Raw genomic sequence first — 19,536 nt, forward strand, 5'->3', positions numbered from 1 at the left:
AAAATTTCCTTAACAGCTTCTGTTTATTCATATTTACCGCAAATTCTGTAAAAATGCAAGTGCTTTGGCATAATTAGGTTCATTGGTTAACTCATGAATAAGTTCTTGGTACAAGACTTTTCTATTTGCATCTACAATCCAGATACTTCTAGAATCAAATTTCGTAGCATCAATAAACAAACCCATTTTTTTGCCGAAGTCAAAACTCTCGTCTGACAAAAGCTCCATTTTTGATACACCCTCTGCAGCACACCAATTTTTCTGTTCTTCTGGAGTATTGGTAGAAATAGTATAGAAATTAATGCCATCAAAATTATCCACTTCGCTGTTAAAGCGTTTAGTGGAAATACTGCAGACGCTAGTATTGATATTAGGTACAACACTAATCAGTGTAACCTTATTAACCAAATCAGTGCTTGATGCAACTGAACCATCAGACTTTTTTACCTTAAAATCTGGCAGTTGCTCACCAATTTTGATTGGTTCTCCATTAGTTGACAGCGGCTCACTTTTCATTGTTACTTGCATAATCATTACCCTTTCTCAAAAATAAAAACAATTACCATTTCAAGTTTAACCTATCGCAGAATAGTAACTCAATAAATCAGCTTTTTAATTGCTTTCAGTATAGCTACTGATACGTTTAATAGCTTCTTTTAAGTTTTCTTCAGACGAAGCATAGGATAAGCGTACGTATCCTTGACCACCAGCACCGAAATAACTGCCTGGTGTTACGCCAACCTTGGCTTTTTCAGCTAAATCACTGGCAAACGCCACATCATCACAGCCAAATTTACTGGGAATTTTAGCAAAAATATAAAATGCCCCTTCAGGAGTAGCCATAGTGTAGCCATTTTTCTCAAGTCCATCCTGAAGCAGATGCATGCGTTTTTGATATTTTTCTCGCGCGGCAACATAGTCCTGATCTCCATAATTCAAAGCTTCTGTGGCGGCTGCTTGAACATTGTCAGTTACTGCGGAAATTAAAAATGAGTTCACCTTTATCATTGATTTCATTAACTCAGCAGGTCCAGCTATATAGCCTATACGCCAGCCAGTCATGGCGACACTTTTTGAAAGCCCCGATAATAAAACAGTTCTTTCAGGAATGAATTGTGTCAATGAATAATGCTTTTTTTGACCATAAATTAATTCAGCATAGATTTCATCACTGACAGCAAAAATGTCGTATTTGGTAATAACAGCTGCTAATTCTTGCAAGTTTTTCTTTGAATAAACTCGTCCTGTTGGGTTAGAGGGATCAGTGATGATAACAGCCTTTGCGCCTTTTCCTTCATTTTCCAAAGTTTCCGTTAATTTTTCTGGAGTTAAGAGGAAATGATCATTAGAAGTATCTACTTGAACTGGGATTCCGCCAGCCATTTTAATGATTCCAAAGTAGACTCCCCAAACAGGGGTAGGTACGATTATTTTTTCACCAGGATTAAGTAAAGTCATGGCGGCGATATTCAATCCTTCAGAAACTCCAACCGTAGCACAGATTTCACTTTTGGGATCATATGTAACACCTAAGCTTTTTGCTAGATATTTGCTAACAGCTTCCAGGTATTTTTCTTTTCCAGCTTCAGGAGCATAATGAGAGTCATCATTTTTAATGTCCTCAATTGCCGCTCTTTTTATGTGTTCTGGGGTATTTAAGTCAGGTTCACCAATAGTCAATTTTATAATTCCAGGTATTGTGGAAATTTTTTGATTGAAGGATCTGATCGCTGGATTAGGTATACTACTAATTTTCGAATTAATTTTTGTTGATAAATTTTTTGCTAATGTTGGCATAAAAAGAACCTTCCTTTTTTTATTGAAACCATATTATAACCCAGTATGTTTCTAAATAAAATTAAGAAAAAGTGTTTTTTATAAAGTTTTAGTTTAGTGTGTTATCCCAAATTTTGTTATAGTTAATTAAGGAGCGTGAGATAAATGGATCAAGATCAAAAAGCCAAAAGGCTAAAAGAACTAACACCAGACCAATTTCAAGTTACTCAAGAAGCAGCAACAGATTATCCTTTTAGAGGAAAATATGATGATTTTTACCAAAAAGGAATCTACGTTGATATTGTCTCAGGAGAGCCTTTGTTTTCAAGCGAAGATAAATATGATGCGGGTTGCGGGTGGCCTAGTTTTACCCGGCCAATCAAGAAATTGGTTTATCACCGTGATCAATCACACAATATGGAAAGAACTGAAGTTAAGAGTCCAGAAGGTGATTCACATTTGGGACATGTCTTTGATGATGGACCCAGTGATAAAGGAGGGCTCAGATATTGCATTAACTCCTCTGCTTTAGACTTTATTCCTTTTGATCAATTGGAACAAAGAGGATATGGTGAATACCGAAAACTTTTTAAATAATAAAAATTATGTAAAAAGACCTGATGTCAAAATCAGGCCTTTTTACTACTTAAACTATTTCTTGTTCCTTAAAACTGCCATAAACTCGTTCTACTTCGGTAACACTCATAAAAGCATAAGGATCGCTTTTTTTAACAATATGTAAAACGTCATACATATCATATCTATCAATAACTGTAATGAGAACTTTTTTCTCGTTATGGCTGTATGCACCCTCAACATCATGAAAGATAGTGATGCCCCGGTGCATTTTTTCTTGAATGCCATCAATGATTGTTTTAGGCTTTTCTGTAACAATTGTGACTTGTAATTTTTGATGCTGAGTGTATACAGCATCGATTACACGGCCATTGATGAAAATTGTCAAAGCTGAATAAAGGGCACGGGTCCAGCCGAAAGCAAAACCCGCAGCAGCAATAATAATCAGGTTAATTAAAATACTGATTTTACCGTAACTAGTACCCGTTTTCCTTTGAATCACTATTCCAATGATATCCAGTCCGCCAGTTGAAATACCATTCTTTAGAGCAAAACCTGTTCCTAGTCCGTTGATCATACCACCAAAAATAGCACAGACAAGGGGGTCAATATGCATATTTACTGGTTGAATGACTCTCATCATAATTGAACCAAGAATGACAGTAATAATGGTAAAGAAGGTAAATTTATGGCCAATCTTTATCCACGCTAAAAGAAGTAGGGGCAAATTAAGAACAAAGTAGAGGACTGAAGTTGACAAGGTAAAGGGCAAAAACCGCTCACTCATAGTGTTAATCAATTGTGCAAAACCAGTAACTCCCGAAGAGTACATGTGGCCGGGTGTCCAAAAGAAATTTAAAGCTACAGCAACCGCTAATGAATAAAAAAAAGATGCAGAAATTTTTGATAGTAGGTTATACCGCCGATTGAACGCGTCAAGTTGATCCATTGTTAATAAATCCTTTTTCTTAAGCACTCTAATTAATTTTTATAAAATAATAAAATACTAGTTTTCATATTAAATATAAAAACTAGTATTTTTCTTAAGTATACTAACACAACTACGTAAAATTTAAAGCACTTTTGGGCAAAACTTTGATTAATTCTGCCAATGTTTTTTTATGAAATCTGCTCTGCCACCAGACTCTTCAAGATTGTACCGGAAAGGATTTTTTTTGTAAAAATCCTGATGGTAATCTTCTGCCGGATAAAACGGTTTAGCAGGCTCAATTTGAGTAACAATGGGGTCATCAAATTTGCCGCTTTTTTGTAAAGCTTCTTTTGAATTTTCAGCTGCTTCTTTTTGAGCAGGGGAATTATAAAAAATTACTGGACGATAGTTATCTCCACGATCCTGAAATTGTCCGCTTGCGTCTGTAGGATCCGTTACTTGCCAATAGTAGTCCAATAATTTCTGATACGATATAATTTCAGGATCAAAAGTTATTTCCACGGCCTCTGTGTGACCAGTAGTTCCAGTGCAAACTTGCTCATAAGTAGGGTTAGGGACATGACCTCCTGTATATCCAGAAATCACTTTCTTAATTCCAGGCAGTGAATCAAAAGGTTTAACCATGCACCAGAAGCACCCACCAGCGAAAATCGCAGTATCTAGTTTTTCATTATTTGCTTGCATAATTTGGCCCTTTCTATGAACTAAAAGCTGTTATTACCTACTTCTATTTTATTTTTTGAGCCACCTTACTGCAATTAATCAGCCTCGATATTCTTAAACTTGGCGCTTTATTAAATAAGCCCTTTTCAGCTTAAAATATGTCCCTAGAAATTACTTTTGTACTCCTAAATGATTCATAATAATAGCTGCTGTTTCTTCAATTGAGCGGTGTGCAACATTAATTACAAAACAGCCTAATTTATCATAAAGCTTTTGTGCAGAATCCAATTCCTTTTTAATCGCATCGGTATTAGAGTAAGATGTATCAGGACTCAAGCCATAAGAAATCATTCTTTCCCGCCTAATTTCATTTAAAACGGATAAATCGTTAGTCAAACCGATAATCTTTTTAGGATCAATTTGATATATTTCCTTAGGAATATGGGTGTCAGGCACCAGCGGTAAATTCGCTACCTTCAAATTTTTGTTTGCTAAAAATAAAGATAAAGGCGTTTTTGAAGTCCTTGAAACTCCCAGCAGAACAACATCTGCTTCCAAAAACCCTTTAGGATCCTTCCCATCATCGTACATTACAGCAAACTCCATTGCAGAAATCCGATCGAAGTATTTTTGGTTCATTTTGTGTTGTGCACCAATTTTTTGCTCAGGTTTAAGACCAGTCAATTTTTGGATAGACTCAATTGCAGGTGATAAGATATCTACACTTTGTATGTGATGTTCTCTGACGAAACGAATAACTGGTATTTGCATTTCATCTTTTACCAAGCTGTATATAAGTAACAAATTAGGGTATTGTATTATCTCTTCAAAAGTCTCCTCTAATTTTTCCTTATTGATTATGAAAGGATATCTTCTGTAAGTGATTTGTGCGTCAGGAAATTGTGCTGCGGCAGCTACAGCATTATTAAACGCTGTATCTCCGGCAGAATCTGAAATAATTATAATGTTAACTTCTTTTTTTAGTGTCTCTTCAGCCATCATTTACTCCTTTTTTAATTTATTATACAATTTAACAAAAGTCATTAACAGGTTAACTTTTTTCTAAAAAATATTGAACGTTTGTATTGACCGATTGTTGATGTTTGATATAATTTAGTTAAATGTATGACGGTAACGTCAAGAAATGGAAGGAGGGATCACATATGGCCAAGACAGTCGTTCACGAAAACGAGTCTATTGATGATGCTCTTCGTCGTTTTAAACGTTCCGTTTCTAGAAGCGGTACTCTACAAGAATACCGTAAGCGCGAGTTCTATGAAAAACCTAGCGTTCGTAGGAAACTCAAGTCTGAAGCAGCTCGTAAACGTAGACATTATTAATTATAAACGACTTTTATCAAAAGATAGAAGTCGTTTTTTCATTACAAATATCAAAAGTTTAAGGCATTATTTAATTTAAACTAAGGTTCAAATTTGATATAATTTACCTAGACTTTACACAGAAAGAGGGAATTTATGTGAGTTTGTCTGAGCAAATAATGTCAGATATGAAAGACGCAATGAAAGCACGTGATAAAGTAAAATTGAACACAGTGCGTATGATAAAAGCAGCTTTGATGAATGAAAAGATTAAAGCTGGTCATGATTTAACCGCTGATGAAGAACTGACAGTTCTCAGCAGAGAAAAGAAGCAGCGTGAAGAATCAATTGCAGAATTTACTAAGGCTAATAGAGACGACTTAGTAGGAGAAACCAAACAGGAATTAGCTATTGTTGAAAATTATCTGCCCAAGCAAATGACAGATGAAGAGCTCAACCAGGCTGTTTCCCAAGCAATTTCTGAAACTGAAGCTAAGGGCAAGTCCGATTTTGGCAAAGTGATGAAAGCTTTGATGCCTAAAATAAAAGGTAAAGCTGATGGTAAAGCAGCTTCTAATGCGGTGCGTAAGCAGTTAAGTTAAACGCAAGAAAAGGAGCAGAGTTATTTGGCCCAAACCAATTTTATTCCTAAAAATCCTGAAAATATCCAAAAACTAGTTGGAGTTAATGATAGTAACTTGAATCTTTTATCAACTGGCTATAATACTAGTGTAATTGACACTGGTAATAGCATTGCCATTCAGGGTGAAGATAAAAATATCAAGAAAGTATCAGCTGTTCTGCAAGCTTTGGATAATGTAGTTAATGCCAATATTAACATTGGTCCCGCTGATGTTGTGAGTGCCATGAAAATGGCCGATAAAGGTACTACGGAATATTTTCCTGACTTATACAAAAAGATTTTAATTCGGGATGCTAAAGGCAAACCGATTAGAGTTAAAAATATGGGGCAGAAAAAGTATGTAGAAGCAATTGAAAAAAATGATGTTGTATTTGGTATTGGTCCTGCCGGTACTGGTAAGACATTTATAGCGGTGGTATGTGCAATTGCTGCTTTTAAAAGAGGAGAAGTTTCTAGAATTGTATTAACTAGGCCTGCTGTTGAAGCAGGAGAGTCATTAGGCTTTTTACCTGGTGATTTAAAAGAAAAAGTTGATCCTTACTTAAGGCCAATCTATGACTCTCTTTATGCTATATTAGGAACAAATACTACTGATCATTTAATGGAACGGGGAGTTATTGAAGTAGCTCCTTTAGCTTATATGCGCGGACGCACTTTGGACGATGCTTTTGTGATTTTAGATGAAGCTCAAAATACCACTGATGCTCAAATGAAAATGTTTTTAACAAGACTGGGTTTCAATTCAAAAATGATTGTTAACGGTGATATGACTCAAGTTGATCTTCCTGGAAAACAACATAGTGGATTAATTGATGCCCAGAGAATTTTAAAAAATATTGCTGAAATAAAATTTATTTGGTTTTCAGCTAACGATGTTGTTCGTCATCCGGTTGTTGCCAAGATTATTAATGCATATGAAAAGGAAGATAAATAAAATTAATGAACCCAATTGATATTACTTTCAATGATGAAGTTGGTTTTCTTGATGATAAAACGCGTGATTGGAAGAAATGGATTAATGACCTTCTTTTGCTTGCTAAAAATGATATTGCTAAAAAGAATAACTTGGAAATGAGTATTAATTTCGTTGATGAAGAGAAAAGCAATGAAATTAATAAGAAATATCGTGACAAAGACAGACCGACTGATGTTATTTCGTTTGCCATTGAAGATGGTGAAGACCTGTTGGATTACAGTACATTTGAAAATGATCCAGAATTCAGTGAGGATATAGGCGATCTATTTATGTGTCCGAGTGTAATTATGCGTCATAGTAAGGATTATGGTACAGGTTGGGACCGCGAATTTGGTTATACTTTGGTTCACGGCTTTCTGCATCTTAATGGGTATGATCATATTAAACCAAATGAAGCAAAAGTAATGTTTAAAATTCAGGGTAAAGTTTTAGAAGAATATGGGTTGCCACTATATCCGGATCAACTTGATGAAGGCAGAGGAAAATAATGACTGATGATATAAAAAATAAATCTGGTTTTGTTGCTTTATTAGGAAGACCTAATGTTGGTAAATCTACCCTAATGAATTATTTAGTAGGTCAAAAAGTTGCTATTACCTCAAGTAAACCTCAGACTACGCGTAACAAGATTTCTGGCATTTTAACCACTGATGATATGCAGGCGGTTTTTGTTGACACTCCCGGTATATTTAAGCCCCACCTTGATTTAGATAATTATATGGATAAAGCCAGCTTGTCTAGCTTAAACGATGTCGATCTCATTTTATTTATGGTTGAACCAGAAAAAATGGGCAAAGGTGATGCTTATATTACTGATTTGTTGAAAAAAGCGAAGGTCCCAGTTTTGCTTCTTATTAATAAAGTAGATCAGGTTAATCCCAACGCACTGTTACCAATTATTGATCAATACCGTCAACTGGACATTTTTAAGGAATTTTTGCCAGTTTCTGCAACGCAGGGAATAGGGATTAGTGATCTGATTCAGGTGTTGCATCAATATTTACCTGTAGGACCCAAATATTATGGAACAGATCAAATAACTGATCGCCCTGAATATTTCATGGTAGCAGAATTAATTCGTGAACAAATTTTAAACTTGACTGCTGAAGAAGTTCCTCATGCTACTGCTGTTTGGGTCGAACAAATGAATAAGCATGAAAATAATAAACTGCAAATTGAAGCTACCATCTATGTTGAAAAGAATGGTCAAAAAGGAATTATTATTGGCAAAAGCGGAAAGATGCTGAAGCAGATTGGCATTAATTCCCGACATCAAATTGAAGATTTGTTAGGTGAAAAAGTTAATTTGCATCTCTGGGTTAAAGTTCAACATAATTGGCGTTCTGATCCACGCTTTTTAAAGCAAATAGGCTATAATCCCAAGGATTTTAGCTAAAATGGCACGACAATTAAAAGAAGTGCAGGGAATTATTTTTAAAAGGCAAAAATACCGTGAGGCAGATTTATTGGCAAAAATAATGACCAAGAATAATGGAATAGTTACTCTACTTGCTCATGGAGCACTTAAGCCAAAATCAAAACTAGGTGCATCTTTACTTAATTTTTCCTATGGCACTTATGTCATATATTTTACCGGTCACGGTCTAAGTACGCTCAGAACTTATAAAAACGTCAGTCAATTTGATGGCCTGTTTAGTGATTTAACTAAAAATGCATATGCTTCTTTTATCCTTGATTTGATAGATCATGCTTTTATTGAATATCAAAATCTGGGTAAATACTATAATCTGGCAAATTTTGCGTTACAAAAAATTAACGCTGGAACTGATCCTGAAATGATCACCCAAATTGTGCAAATGCAATTATTGCAAGCTTATGGTGTTGAGCCAGAAATGCGTCATTGCGTTATTTGTGGTAAAGAACAAGGCGAATTTGATTATTCCATTAAAAGTGGTGGCATTTTGTGTAGTCAGCATTTTGATACAGATCCTGGCCGATTACATTTAAAACCAAAGGAAACTGCTGTTTTAAGAACGATCTTTTTACTTCCTTTTGAACGGTTAGGCGACATCAAAATAAATACTGCTACCAAAACGGCGACCCGTAAGGCTATTGACCGCATATATCAGGAAACAATTGATCTTAACCTCAAAACTAAAAAGTTTTTAGATGAACTTAAATTAAACGAGTGAGTCTTCTGCTTCACTGAATTTTATGGTAAAATAATAATGTATTTTGGCGATAATGAGGATAAAAAAAGTACCTGTTAAGCGAGTGCTAAACAGTGGGAGAGCATCTGGGAAAAGGCACCTCTAGTCAATTTAATTAAGAGCAGGAATTATTTCCTGAATTAGGGTGGAACCGCGATTAAATCTCGTCCCTATGCATGTTTTGCATAGGCTTTTTTTATGGTCTGATGCAGGAAGGAAATATAAATGGCAAAGAAAAAATTAACTATTCAAGATATGGTTTTTAAATTAGAAAAATTTTGGTCTTCAAAGGGCTGCATGGTAATGCCCTCTTACGATGTTGAAAAGGGAGCAGGAACAATGAGTCCCTATACTTTTTTACGCGCTGTGGGACCAGAACCATGGGCTGCATGTTATGTCGAGCCATCAAGACGTCCGGCTGACGGTAGGTATGGTGATAACCCTAACAGATTGTTTCAACATCATCAATTCCAAGTGGTGATAAAACCTGCACCGGAAAATATTCAACAATACTACTTAGACAGCTTAAAAGAACTAGGTATCAATACACTTGAGCATGACATTAGGTTTGTAGAAGACAACTGGGAAAACCCTTCAATGGGTTGTGCCGGTGTTGGTTGGGAAGTTTGGCTTGATGGAATGGAAGTAAGTCAGTTTACTTATTTTCAAACCGTTGGTGAACTTGATGTTAAACCCACAATGAGTGAAATTACCTACGGGGTGGAACGATTAGCTTCATATATACAGAATGTCAACTCTGTTTTTGACCTAGAGTGGGGCAACGGCGTTTTGTACCGTGATATTTTTAAAGAAGCTGAATATGAGAACTCCAAGTATGCTTTTGAAGAATCAAATCAGGAAGATCTTTTACAGTTTTTTGATGTCTATGAAAAAACAGCTAAAGAATTAATCGGCTTAAATTTAGTTCAACCGGCATACGATTATATTTTAAAATGTTCACACACTTTTAACTTGCTTGATGCCAGGGGAGCTGTTTCAGTTACTGAAAGAGCGGGTTATTTAGCTCGAATTAGAAATTTAGCTCATGAAGTAGCGGTATGTTTTGTAGAAGAACGTGAAAAAAGAGGCTTTCCATTATTGAAAAAAGCAGAAGATAAGAAAGCGGGACTTGAAAATGGCTAAAGATTATTTATTTGAAATTGGTACTGAGGAAATGCCAGCTCATGTTGTTGAACGGAGTGTTAAACAGCTTGCGCAGAGAACAGAAAAGTTTCTTAAAGAAAAGGGTCTTAACTTTAAATGTACTAAAACTTTCTCAACACCTCGGAGACTAACTGTCTTAGTTGAAGCTTTGGCGGAAAAACAAGAAGATATTGATGAAATAAAAAAGGGACCGGCAAAGAAAATCGCTCTTGATCAAGATAAGAATTGGACCAAAGCCGCACAGGGATTTGCCCGTGGCCAAGGAATGACTACTGACGATATTTATTTTGACAAATTAAAAGGTACGGAATATGCTTACGTGCATGTAAAAAAAGAGGGTAAAAAAACAAGTGATATCCTGTTGGGAATGAGTGAAATCATTAAGTCAATGACTTTTCCCACAAAAATGCGGTGGGATTCTCACGATTTCGAATTTGTCCGTCCTATTCACTGGCTTGTTTCACTATATGGCAGTGATGTAATACCCGTAAAAATTCTTGACATTACAGCTGGTAGAAAGACGGCAGGGCATCGTTTTCTGGGAGATAGCGTAGTTTTAGCCAATAGTTCCGATTATGAAGATGCGTTAAAAGATCAGTTTGTGATTGTTGACGCAAATAAACGTCGGAAAATGATCATTGACCAAATGAATAAATTAGTTAAGAAAAATAATTGGCAAATTAAATCTGATGAAAGTTTACTTGAAGAGGTAACAAATTTAGTTGAATATCCTACTGTTTTTGCAGGTTCTTTTGCTAAAAAGTATTTGCAGATGCCCAAAGAAGTTCTTATCACTTCGATGAAGGATAATCAGCGTTACTTTGAAGTCTATGATCAAAATGGAGAATTAATTAATCATTTTATTGCTGTGCGCAATGGTAATAAAGATTACTTAGAAAATGTGGTTTTAGGAAATGAAAAGGTCTTGGTAGCACGACTTGATGATGCACAATTCTTCTATGATGAAGACAGAAAATATCCTTTAAGTCACTTTGTACAAAAATTGGACAATGTTTCGTTTCATGACAAAATTGGCTCAATGTCTGAGAAGATGAAGCGTGTCAATATCATTGGTGATTTCTTAGCAAAAAGATGGCACCTAGATAAGCAAGTTGTCAGTGATTTCGATCGTGCTAGCCAAATATATAAGTTTGATTTGGTAACTCAAATGGTAGGAGAATTTGCTGAATTGCAAGGTGTCATGGGCAAGCATTATGCCAAATTGGCTGGTGAAAAGGATGATGTTGCAGCAGCAATTGCAGAGCATTATATGCCAACCACTTCTGAAGGAAATTTGCCCAAAACAACTGTTGGCTCCTTGTTATCTATAGCAGATAAATTAGATACTATAATTACTTTCTTTGCTGTGGGTATGATCCCTAGTTCATCCAATGATCCCTACGCTCTTCGCCGCTATGCTTATGGTATTGTTCGCATTTTAATAAACCAGAGTTGGTCATTACCTTTTAATGATGTCTTACCAGAGATTGTGTCGGCTCTTGAAAATCAAACTCCGGCTAAGCTGCCTAAAAAAGCTGAGCAGGAAGAAGAGATTTCTTTATTTATTCGTGATCGTATTAAACAGTACTTACAGAAAAATAATTATAAATATGACATAATTGATGCAGTTTTAGCTTCAAGTCAGCAGGATCCAATACAAATTTTAGCTGCAGCAAAAGTTTTGCAATTACATCATGATGATGATAAATTCAAACCAGTAGTAGAAAGTTTAATTAGAATTAATAATATTTTGAAAAAGGCAAAATATAAAGGTAAGAATATTGTTAACAAGGACTTATTTGATAACGATACCGAAATCCAACTTGCCGAGGGCGTTAACGATTTAAGTAAAATTGATAAATTAGCAGATCTTTATGACGGATTTGTGAAATTACAGCCAGTAATTGATCTTTACTTCGAAACTAATATGATTATGGCTAAAGATGAAGCTGTTAAAAATAATCGTTTGGCACAGCTAAGTGATGTGGCACAACTTTCAAAGCGATTGGGTGATTTAAGCAAATTAGTCATTAAATAAAAAGTAGGTGCAAAGATGGCTGGTCTTATACCTGAAGAAACTATTGCTAAAGTTCGTAATAATGTCAATATTGTAAATGTCATAAGCCAGTATGTTTCTCTAGAAAAGAAAGGCAAAGATTATGTTGGTCTTTGTCCATTCCATGAAGAAAAAACTCCTTCTTTTACTGTTAATGAAGGGAAACAATTTTTTAAATGCTTTGGCTGTGGCAAAGGTGGTAATGTCTTTTCTTTTCTAATGTATAAAGAAAATCTTACATTTCCTGAAAGTGTTCAAAAAGTTGCTGATTTTGGTCATATTGATATCGGGCAATATAATAACCAAAAACCAAAGTTTTCCAATATTTTAATAAAAATTAATGAGGAGGCTGCCGATTTTTATCATAAAGTATTAGTTTCAACAAATGCTGGTAGACCAGGATATAATTATGCTAAACAACGTGGTCTTAACGATGAAATAATTGCTCATTTTCGTATTGGTTATGCTCCTAAACAAAACAATTTGCTTTTGACTTATTTAAGAGACCAGAAATTTAAAGATGAAGATTTGGCTGAGAGTGGCTTATTTGTGCAATCTCAGACTGGTGAATTATTTGATCGCTTTAGAGATCGGCTGATGTTTCCTCTCACTGATGAAGGCGACTATGTGGTTGGATTTTCTGGTAGAAGGCTTTCGCCAGATAAAACAGAAGCTAAATACATTAATAGTCCTGAAACCAAAATTTTTACTAAATCTAAAACTCTTTTTCATTTTGCGGAAGCAAAAAAAGCAGTCCGCAGTGAAAAGCATTTAATTTTGTATGAAGGATACATGGATGTAATTGCGGCCTATAAAGCAGGAATTAAATCTGGTATAGCTTCTATGGGAACCAGCTTGACTGATCAACAAATATATATGTTACGCAGGATCACTAAAAACATCATCATTAATTATGACGGAGACGACCCAGGAATTCACGCTGAAGAACGTGCAGCCAGAATGTTTAATAATATTGGGGGCTTTAATTTAGGGATAGTAGTTCTGCCGGAAAAGCTGGATCCTGATGAATATGTAAAGAAATATGGTTGGGAAAAATATCAGGAAGAAGTTAAAGGTGCTTTAACTCCTACAGACTTTTTTCTTAAAAGGTTGGCTCAAAAATATAATTTAGCAAATGACCGGGAAAAATTAGCTTATCTCGACGAAGCAGTGAAAGAGATTGCTCAATTGTCTAATCCAGTAGAGCAAGATCTATATTTGGATAAGATTTCGCAACAACAAGGTGTTTCGAAGGATTCACTCAAAGTTAATTTTACCAAATATCGCAGACAGCAAAATGCGGCTAGAAGGCACCAAGCCAATTATAGTGCGCAACCTGAAGAATCAAATAGCAACTATTCCGGTTCTTTTGTTGAACCTGAACAGAATTATAGTAAAAACGATCCTGTTCAAACTCGGTTATTATATTTATTTATTCATTCAAGACATGCTCGGGAATATTTATTATCACATCAATTTTTATTTCCAGACCCTAAATATCAAAAATTAGCGGAATTATGGTTAAATTTTAGTGAAAATCAAGAAAATCCGGGAGTTAATAGTTTTTTAGATTTTATTCCTAGTGAACTTCAAGGTATAATAGTTAATGCTGAAATGACAGACATGCCCCAGGATTTTTCAGACCGCGAAATCGATGAGCAAATTAATGCTTTAAACAGGCGAAAAATTGATTTTAAATTGCAACAACTAATGAATGATTTACAAGATGCTAAACGTAAAACTGATACGGATGAAATATTAAGTATTACTCGTAAAATTTTGCAGTTAAAAAGAATCCAGGGTTAAAGGGGGGCTTATTGTGGTAGAAAATGGAAAAACCGCTAACACCGAAAAATTATCTTTAGACAAAATGGTCAAAAAGGTAGTTAAAGATGTTAAAAAAGATAAATCTATTACTGAAAAAGAATTCGTTGCTCAATTGATTAAGCCCTATAAACTACAGGGAAAAGCAGTTGACCAATTAGTTCAGGAATTTGAAGATAATGGCATTAGCATTGTTGACGAGAAGGGTAATCCTTCGAGATTAGCTTTAAAAAAGCAAAAAGATGTTGAAAAGGCTGAATTAAAAGATATGTCGGCACCTTCAAGTGTCAGAATGAATGATCCAGTCAGAATGTATCTGAAAGAAATCGGCCGCGTACCCTTACTAAATGCTGATCAAGAAATTTCTTTGGCAAAAAGGATTGAAAAAGGTGATGAAGAAGCTAAACAAGAATTGGCTGAGGCCAACTTACGTTTAGTGGTTTCTATTGCTAAGCGTTATGTAGGTCGTGGCATGTCATTTTTGGACCTTATCCAGGAAGGTAACATGGGTCTGATGAAGGCCGTGGACAAATTCGATTACAGCCTAGGTTTCAAGTTCTCAACTTACGCAACTTGGTGGATTAGACAAGCTATCACCCGTGCGATCGCCGACCAAGCTAGAACTATCAGAATTCCGGTCCACATGGTTGAAACAATTAACAAGTTGATTAGAATTCAGAGACAACTGTTGCAGGACTTAGGACGTGAACCAACTCCTGAAGAAATAGGTGCAGAAATGGATATGCCTACTTCTAAAGTTAGGGACATTTTAAAAATTGCACAAGAACCAGTATCTTTGGAAACTCCTATTGGTGAAGAGGATGATTCACATTTAGGTGACTTTATTAAGGATAAGGATGCAACTAGTCCTGAACAACATGCTTCATACGAAATGCTCAAAGAACAATTAGAAGAAGTGCTTGACACTTTAACTGATCGCGAGGAGAATGTTTTAAGGCTACGCTTCGGCTTAGATGATGGTCGAACTAGAACACTTGAGGAAGTTGGTAAAGTGTTTGGAGTTACGAGAGAGCGTATTCGTCAAATTGAAGCTAAAGCTTTACGTAAACTAAGACATCCAAGTAGGTCAAATCAATTACGTGATTTCCTAGATTAATTAGCCAAACAAAAGACAAGATTTTTTCAAATCTTGTCTTTTTTATTAGCTAAAAGTTAAATCGCTGGCACCGTGCTTATTTTCTAGTCCCCGTTGCTGCAAATTATATGGGATAACACTTTTTCGCTTACTTGATAATAAGAAAAAGGCAAAAGCCAAATAGATCAAAGTGGTAATAAAGAGATATTCCCAGTCAAAGATATGGGGTACTGTCATAACTGTTGAGCCAGTAACTAGGAAGGCTAGTATATCATAAACTGCATGATAGCCCAAATTAACCAAAAAAGAACCTGTATATAAATAAACTGCAGCAAAAACAATACCTGCGGCAAACGCATTTATAATTTGCTCAAATTATTATTTATTTTCCACCATGGTAGTTCTGCCTTAGGAACTAGCATAACCAGTTCATACAAAGTAAGAGGAGTTAACAAACAGATAAAGTTCTTAGTATTAAAAACTTTGTTAAAACCTGCTCCGATTTTGTGGAGTACCAAAAAATATATTTGGACTTTAACGGCTTGAAAATAATGATTAAATTGGACTATTTGCTTAAAGATGTTTTCGCGTAGAAGGGTTAGTTGCAGAAGAACCATGATAAACAAAGTTAGCAAAATTATTAGGGCCATAATTCTGCTTTTAGTCAGGGCTTAATAGATAAAAATAATCCAGGTACCATAATAATCAGAATTTCTTGGATTACTATTTGTCCTAAATGCTAACGCTTAATTCCTGGTTCAGAAAGCATTTCGATACTCCTTAAAATAATTCATCCCGTTTACCGTCCAAGATATGCTCATCAATATCTTCGTTAAAGTATACCAGCAAGTCGCGGTCAAAATTATATGCTAATTTATGTTGGAAAAGTTTTTCTTTAGTCATCCACGTCAATTTGCCTTCTCTTGAGGCTTTGACTGTGCCAGTGAATTCAGTCGCTATATAAAAAAGAACAAGATAGCGGTGATCATTTTCATCATAAAATTGCTTAATGCCACATAGGCGCGGGTTTTTGATATCTAAATTTGTTTCTTCCTTAACTTCTCGCACCACTGAGTCATGAAAAGATTCATGATCTTCAACATGGCCTCCTGGAAAAGTAAGTCCTGGCCAATAGGGGTCATTGCGATCCAAAACTAAGATATTATTGTTTTTTTTAATCATACACATATTCGTTAAAGTAACTGGTTCAGTTCTATCCATTAAGTAAAAGATCTCTTTCTTTTAAATCTTATTATCAATTATAAAATAGCAATTTAGAAAGAAAAAGAAAATTTTTACACTTTGTTTTAATATAGCAAGCAATGATTTTTGCTTTAGTTCTAAATGATGCTAACAGATGTATCAGAGCTGTCAGACCGCCAGATTGCTTTAGAAACTAATAATAAGAGTAGCTAAATTTATTATTTTATTTTTATCTTATAAAAAGCATTATGCTAAAATTCTATTATAAAGAAAGTAGGATGAGGATGAATTTACGATTACGTACTTTAGCACAAATGGTTGATCAAGGAGCCCGTGTAGCAGACATTGGAACAGATCACGCTTATTTACCGATCCAATTAGTAAAAGAGGGTAAAGTGGATTATGCTATTGCCAGTGATGTAGCAGCTGGGCCTTTAGAAAATGCTGAAAAAGATATCATTGCTGCTGGCTTAAAAAACAAAATTGAAACTCGTTTAGGATCTGGACTTGAAACAATTAGCGCCAAAGACAGAATTGATACAGTGGTAATTGCCGGTATGGGTGGCAAGTTAATGACCAATATTTTAAACGAAGCTTGGTCAAGAAATTTTCATTTTGCTACATTAATTTTGGAGCCTAATGTGGGGGAGCCGGGTGTGCGTGAATGGCTTTCAGCACATAAGTATCAAATTATTAACGAAAAAATTATCGCTGAAGCTGGGCATATATATGAACTGATTAAGGCACAAGAGCTGGAAAATACTATCAGTTTAACTGACCGGCAAATATTTTTTGGACCTGAAATTCTAAAAGAAAAAAATCAAGTTTTTTATCAAAAATGGCGTGATCAATTAGCTTACCATCAAAGGCTGCTAACTAATTTAAATAAGGCCCAGGAAAAAGATGGGGCACATATTAAGCAAATTGAGTATGAAATAAAAATGATTGAGGAAGAAATAAATGACTAAAGTAGAGGATATAGTTGCCGTTTTAAGGCAACACTTTCCAGAAGAAATAGCTAGCCAAGGTGATCCAATTGGCATCCAAATAGGCTCACTTGAGCAAAATGTCACTAAAATAATGACCACCTTAGATGTCAGACCACAAGTGGTGGACGAGGCAGTGCAAAATGGTGTTGACTTGATTATTAGTCATCATCCCTTGATGTTTCGCCCCGCTCCAAACTTGGATTTTGCCAATCCCCAATATGCTATGTACGGTAAAATAATTGCTCATGGCATTACGGTCTATTCTATTCATACCAATTCAGACAAGGCTGAAGATGGTTCAAGCGACTGGCAAGCTGAAGAGTTGGGTTTGAAAGACGTTGAACCGTTTTGTCCAGACGATGATGGAATTGCCATAGGACGCAAGGGGAGATTGCTTCAACCACTATCGGCACTTGATTTTGCTTATTACGTCAAAGACAAGATGCAGGTAAAAATGGTAAGATTAATTACTGCTGATAATCAGCAGACTATTTCTTCAGTTTGTTTTATCTGCGGTGATGGCGGCAAATATTGGCATCAAGCAGTAGAAGAGAATATTGATGCTTTTATTACAGGAGATGTTTATTACCATACAGGCCATGATATGATTTCTGCTGGTCTAACAGTAGTTGATCCGGGTCACTACACTGAAAAGATTTTTAAAGAAAAAATTTATCAAAAATTGCTTGAATGGAATAAAGAACATTCTTGGAATGTCGAAATTACCCAATCTGAAGTATCAACTAACCCATTTCAAGATTTATTTTAATTAAGGAGATAAGATGGAGTATCCAAATTTATTACCAAGATTTTTAAAATATGTAAAAGTTAATTCACGCTCTGATGAACATTCAGACAGGTTTCCTTCAACTAAGCGTCAAGAAGATTTTCAAAAACAGGTTATTTTACCTGATCTCGAAGAGATTGGCCTCAAAGATGTGCATTATAATCAAAAATCAGGGTGTGTTATTGCCGAAATTCCAGCTAATGTAGATTATGATGTACCTGTAATGGGACTTCTAGCGCATTGTGATACCGCAGACTTCAATGCGGAAAATGTCAAGCCGCAAGTTCATGAAAATTATGACGGCAAATCAAAAATTCGCCTTGGAGATTCTGAATTCTATTTAGATCCTGCCGAATTTTCGAACTTAAAGAAATATGCGGGACAGACTATTATTACTGCATCTGGTGACACACTGCTTGGCGGGGATGATAAATGTGGAGTAGCAGAATTAGTTACTGTAGCAGAATATCTGTTAAATCACCCTGAAATTAAACATGGTAAGATTCGCCTTGGTTTTACTCCTGACGAAGAAATTGGCATGGGGGCCCAGCATTTCGATATTGATGAATTTGGGGCAGATTTTGCTTTCACGGTTGATGGCGGAGCTCCTGGTAAGTTAGATTGGGGTACTTTTTCTGCAGCTACTTTCACGCTTGATATTCAAGGAGTAAATGTGCATCCTTCTGTGGCAAAAGATCAGATGATTAATGCTATCCAAGTTGGCATTAACTTCCAAAATCAGCTTCCACAAAACGAAGTGCCTGAAAAAACGGCGGGCAGAGAAGGCTTTTATCATCTTACCAATTTTACTGGTACAGTTGATAACGCACAAATGGAATACATCGTGCGCGACTTTGAAAGAGATGGTCTGGAAGATCGTAAAAATAAAGTTAGAGCTATTGTCAATCAAATGAATGAGGATTTCGGGACTGAGAGAATTAAGCTGAACATGAGAGATCAATATTACAATATGGCTGATATTCTTAAAGATCACATGGAAATTGTTAATTTAGCTAGAAAAGCATATAAAGCTGAAGGCTTAACAATTAATGAAGACCCTGTAAGGGGAGGGACAGATGGTTCACTTCTGACTTATAGAGGTTTACCTTGTCCGGATCTATTCTCTGGTCAAGAAAACATGCATGGCAGGTTTGAATATACCGTTCTGGAGTCCATGGCAAAAGCAGTAGACGTCATGATAAAAATGGCACAAATGAATGCTGCCGCTAATAAGTAGTGAAACAAAAACGGCTCTTTTTAAGGCTGTTTATAAAAAGATTAAAAATTAAAAGCTTGTTCTGATAAAGGAATTTAAACTTGTAAAAGGTTAGCAAAATTATG

The 19,536-nt window shown here is 35.6% G+C and carries 22 protein-coding genes and 1 pseudogene; 14 read left to right on the plus strand and 9 right to left on the minus strand.

Annotation, left to right across the window (positions count from 1 at the left end; translation table 11 throughout):
• Positions 1 to 33 precede the first annotated feature (33 nt).
• Positions 34 to 528 (minus strand): thiol peroxidase, encoded by a 495-nt coding sequence (tpx, locus tag ACFQ32_RS01650; protein ID WP_046325209.1) that lies wholly within the window; start codon positions 526 to 528, stop codon positions 34 to 36.
• A gap of 84 nt (positions 529 to 612) precedes the next feature.
• Positions 613 to 1,797 (minus strand): aminotransferase class I/II-fold pyridoxal phosphate-dependent enzyme, encoded by a 1,185-nt coding sequence (locus ACFQ32_RS01655; RefSeq protein WP_046324885.1) that lies wholly within the window; start codon positions 1,795 to 1,797, stop codon positions 613 to 615.
• Positions 1,798 to 1,941: 144 nt separating this feature from the next.
• Here ACFQ32_RS01655 and msrB point away from each other — a divergent pair, with 144 nt between their 5' ends.
• Entirely contained in the window at positions 1,942 to 2,373 is a 432-nt protein-coding gene (gene msrB / locus ACFQ32_RS01660) for a peptide-methionine (R)-S-oxide reductase MsrB (RefSeq protein WP_046324884.1), read from the plus strand.
• A gap of 49 nt (positions 2,374 to 2,422) precedes the next feature.
• On the opposite strand, the gene ACFQ32_RS01665 is transcribed toward msrB, so the two are convergent.
• The 3 genes from ACFQ32_RS01665 to ACFQ32_RS01675 form a co-directional block, all read right to left on the minus strand.
• On the minus strand, positions 2,423 to 3,301 hold the full coding sequence (locus ACFQ32_RS01665; RefSeq protein WP_046324883.1) for a YitT family protein: 879 nt from the start codon (positions 3,299 to 3,301) through the stop codon (positions 2,423 to 2,425).
• A 150-nt stretch (positions 3,302 to 3,451) separates the two neighbouring features.
• Positions 3,452 to 3,988, minus strand: coding sequence for a peptide-methionine (S)-S-oxide reductase MsrA (gene msrA / locus ACFQ32_RS01670; RefSeq protein WP_046324882.1), 537 nt, complete (start codon positions 3,986 to 3,988; stop codon positions 3,452 to 3,454).
• Between the two features lie 150 nt (positions 3,989 to 4,138).
• Entirely contained in the window at positions 4,139 to 4,966 is an 828-nt protein-coding gene (locus ACFQ32_RS01675) for a pyruvate, water dikinase regulatory protein (protein WP_046324881.1), read from the minus strand.
• 164 nt (positions 4,967 to 5,130) lie between these two features.
• Between ACFQ32_RS01675 and rpsU the strand changes: the two genes are divergently transcribed.
• The 10 genes from rpsU to rpoD all read left to right on the plus strand — a co-directional run bounded on the left by rpsU (position 5,131) and on the right by rpoD (position 15,237).
• Positions 5,131 to 5,307 (plus strand): 30S ribosomal protein S21, encoded by a 177-nt coding sequence (gene rpsU, locus ACFQ32_RS01680; RefSeq protein WP_009560161.1) that lies wholly within the window; start codon positions 5,131 to 5,133, stop codon positions 5,305 to 5,307.
• Between the two features lie 137 nt (positions 5,308 to 5,444).
• The gene (locus tag ACFQ32_RS01685) at positions 5,445 to 5,888 is read left to right on the plus strand and encodes a GatB/YqeY domain-containing protein (RefSeq protein ID WP_046324880.1); all 444 of its coding nucleotides are present in this window, start codon (positions 5,445 to 5,447) and stop codon (positions 5,886 to 5,888) included.
• Positions 5,889 to 5,912: 24 nt separating this feature from the next.
• Positions 5,913 to 6,863 carry a PhoH family protein gene (locus ACFQ32_RS01690; RefSeq protein ID WP_046324879.1) on the plus strand — a complete coding sequence of 317 codons (951 nt, stop codon included), beginning with the start codon at positions 5,913 to 5,915 and terminating at the stop codon, positions 6,861 to 6,863.
• 5 nt (positions 6,864 to 6,868) lie between these two features.
• Positions 6,869 to 7,393, plus strand: a complete 525-nt coding sequence (gene ybeY / locus ACFQ32_RS01695) for an rRNA maturation RNase YbeY (RefSeq protein ID WP_046324878.1) — start codon at positions 6,869 to 6,871, stop codon at positions 7,391 to 7,393.
• Positions 7,393 to 8,301 (plus strand): GTPase Era, encoded by a 909-nt coding sequence (gene era, locus ACFQ32_RS01700; RefSeq protein WP_046324877.1) that lies wholly within the window; start codon positions 7,393 to 7,395, stop codon positions 8,299 to 8,301. Before ybeY ends, era begins: the two co-directional genes overlap by 1 nt.
• A gap of 1 nt (position 8,302) precedes the next feature.
• Positions 8,303 to 9,058 (plus strand): DNA repair protein RecO, encoded by a 756-nt coding sequence (gene recO / locus ACFQ32_RS01705; RefSeq protein ID WP_046324876.1) that lies wholly within the window; start codon positions 8,303 to 8,305, stop codon positions 9,056 to 9,058.
• 243 nt (positions 9,059 to 9,301) lie between these two features.
• Positions 9,302 to 10,219: a glycine--tRNA ligase subunit alpha gene (gene glyQ, locus ACFQ32_RS01710; protein ID WP_046324875.1), complete on the plus strand. Its 918-nt coding sequence runs from the start codon at positions 9,302 to 9,304 to the stop codon at positions 10,217 to 10,219.
• Complete coding sequence (gene glyS / locus ACFQ32_RS01715; protein ID WP_046325208.1) at positions 10,212 to 12,278, plus strand: glycine--tRNA ligase subunit beta; 2,067 nt, start codon at positions 10,212 to 10,214, stop codon at positions 12,276 to 12,278. Before glyQ ends, glyS begins: the two co-directional genes overlap by 8 nt.
• A 15-nt stretch (positions 12,279 to 12,293) precedes the next feature.
• The gene (gene dnaG, locus ACFQ32_RS01720; protein ID WP_046324874.1) at positions 12,294 to 14,102 is read left to right on the plus strand and encodes a DNA primase; all 1,809 of its coding nucleotides are present in this window, start codon (positions 12,294 to 12,296) and stop codon (positions 14,100 to 14,102) included.
• Positions 14,103 to 14,115: 13 nt separating this feature from the next.
• Positions 14,116 to 15,237 carry an RNA polymerase sigma factor RpoD gene (rpoD, locus tag ACFQ32_RS01725; RefSeq protein ID WP_084619548.1) on the plus strand — a complete coding sequence of 374 codons (1,122 nt, stop codon included), beginning with the start codon at positions 14,116 to 14,118 and terminating at the stop codon, positions 15,235 to 15,237.
• Between the two features lie 45 nt (positions 15,238 to 15,282).
• Here rpoD and ACFQ32_RS01730 read toward each other — a convergent pair whose 3' ends face one another.
• From ACFQ32_RS01730 to ACFQ32_RS01745, 4 genes and pseudogenes are all read right to left on the minus strand, one after another.
• Positions 15,283 to 15,519 carry a hypothetical protein gene (locus ACFQ32_RS01730; protein WP_046324873.1) on the minus strand — a complete coding sequence of 79 codons (237 nt, stop codon included), beginning with the start codon at positions 15,517 to 15,519 and terminating at the stop codon, positions 15,283 to 15,285.
• 12 nt (positions 15,520 to 15,531) lie between these two features.
• Positions 15,532 to 15,582, minus strand: a pseudogene (locus tag ACFQ32_RS01735) (hypothetical protein); the annotation flags it as partial.
• On the minus strand, positions 15,576 to 15,866 hold the full coding sequence (locus ACFQ32_RS01740) for a hypothetical protein (protein ID WP_046324872.1): 291 nt from the start codon (positions 15,864 to 15,866) through the stop codon (positions 15,576 to 15,578). The pseudogene ACFQ32_RS01735 and the gene ACFQ32_RS01740, both read right to left, overlap by 7 nt.
• 130 nt (positions 15,867 to 15,996) lie before the next feature.
• Positions 15,997 to 16,437, minus strand: coding sequence for an 8-oxo-dGTP diphosphatase (locus ACFQ32_RS01745; protein ID WP_046324871.1), 441 nt, complete (start codon positions 16,435 to 16,437; stop codon positions 15,997 to 15,999).
• A gap of 266 nt (positions 16,438 to 16,703) precedes the next feature.
• On the opposite strand from ACFQ32_RS01745, the gene ACFQ32_RS01750 reads away from it, so the two are divergent.
• The 3 genes from ACFQ32_RS01750 to pepT are packed head-to-tail and all read left to right on the plus strand — an operon-like array spanning position 16,704 to position 19,432.
• Positions 16,704 to 17,387, plus strand: a complete 684-nt coding sequence (locus tag ACFQ32_RS01750; RefSeq protein WP_046324870.1) for a tRNA (adenine(22)-N(1))-methyltransferase — start codon at positions 16,704 to 16,706, stop codon at positions 17,385 to 17,387.
• Positions 17,380 to 18,177, plus strand: a complete 798-nt coding sequence (locus tag ACFQ32_RS01755) for a Nif3-like dinuclear metal center hexameric protein (protein ID WP_046324869.1) — start codon at positions 17,380 to 17,382, stop codon at positions 18,175 to 18,177. Before ACFQ32_RS01750 ends, ACFQ32_RS01755 begins: the two co-directional genes overlap by 8 nt.
• A gap of 13 nt (positions 18,178 to 18,190) precedes the next feature.
• A complete protein-coding gene (gene pepT, locus ACFQ32_RS01760; protein ID WP_046324868.1) occupies positions 18,191 to 19,432 on the plus strand; it encodes a peptidase T in 1,242 nt (413 codons plus the stop codon).
• Positions 19,433 to 19,536 lie beyond the last annotated feature (104 nt).

Origin of the sequence: Lactobacillus melliventris (assembly GCF_042679465.1) — a bacterium.
Lineage (GTDB): Bacteria > Bacillota > Bacilli > Lactobacillales > Lactobacillaceae > Lactobacillus > Lactobacillus melliventris.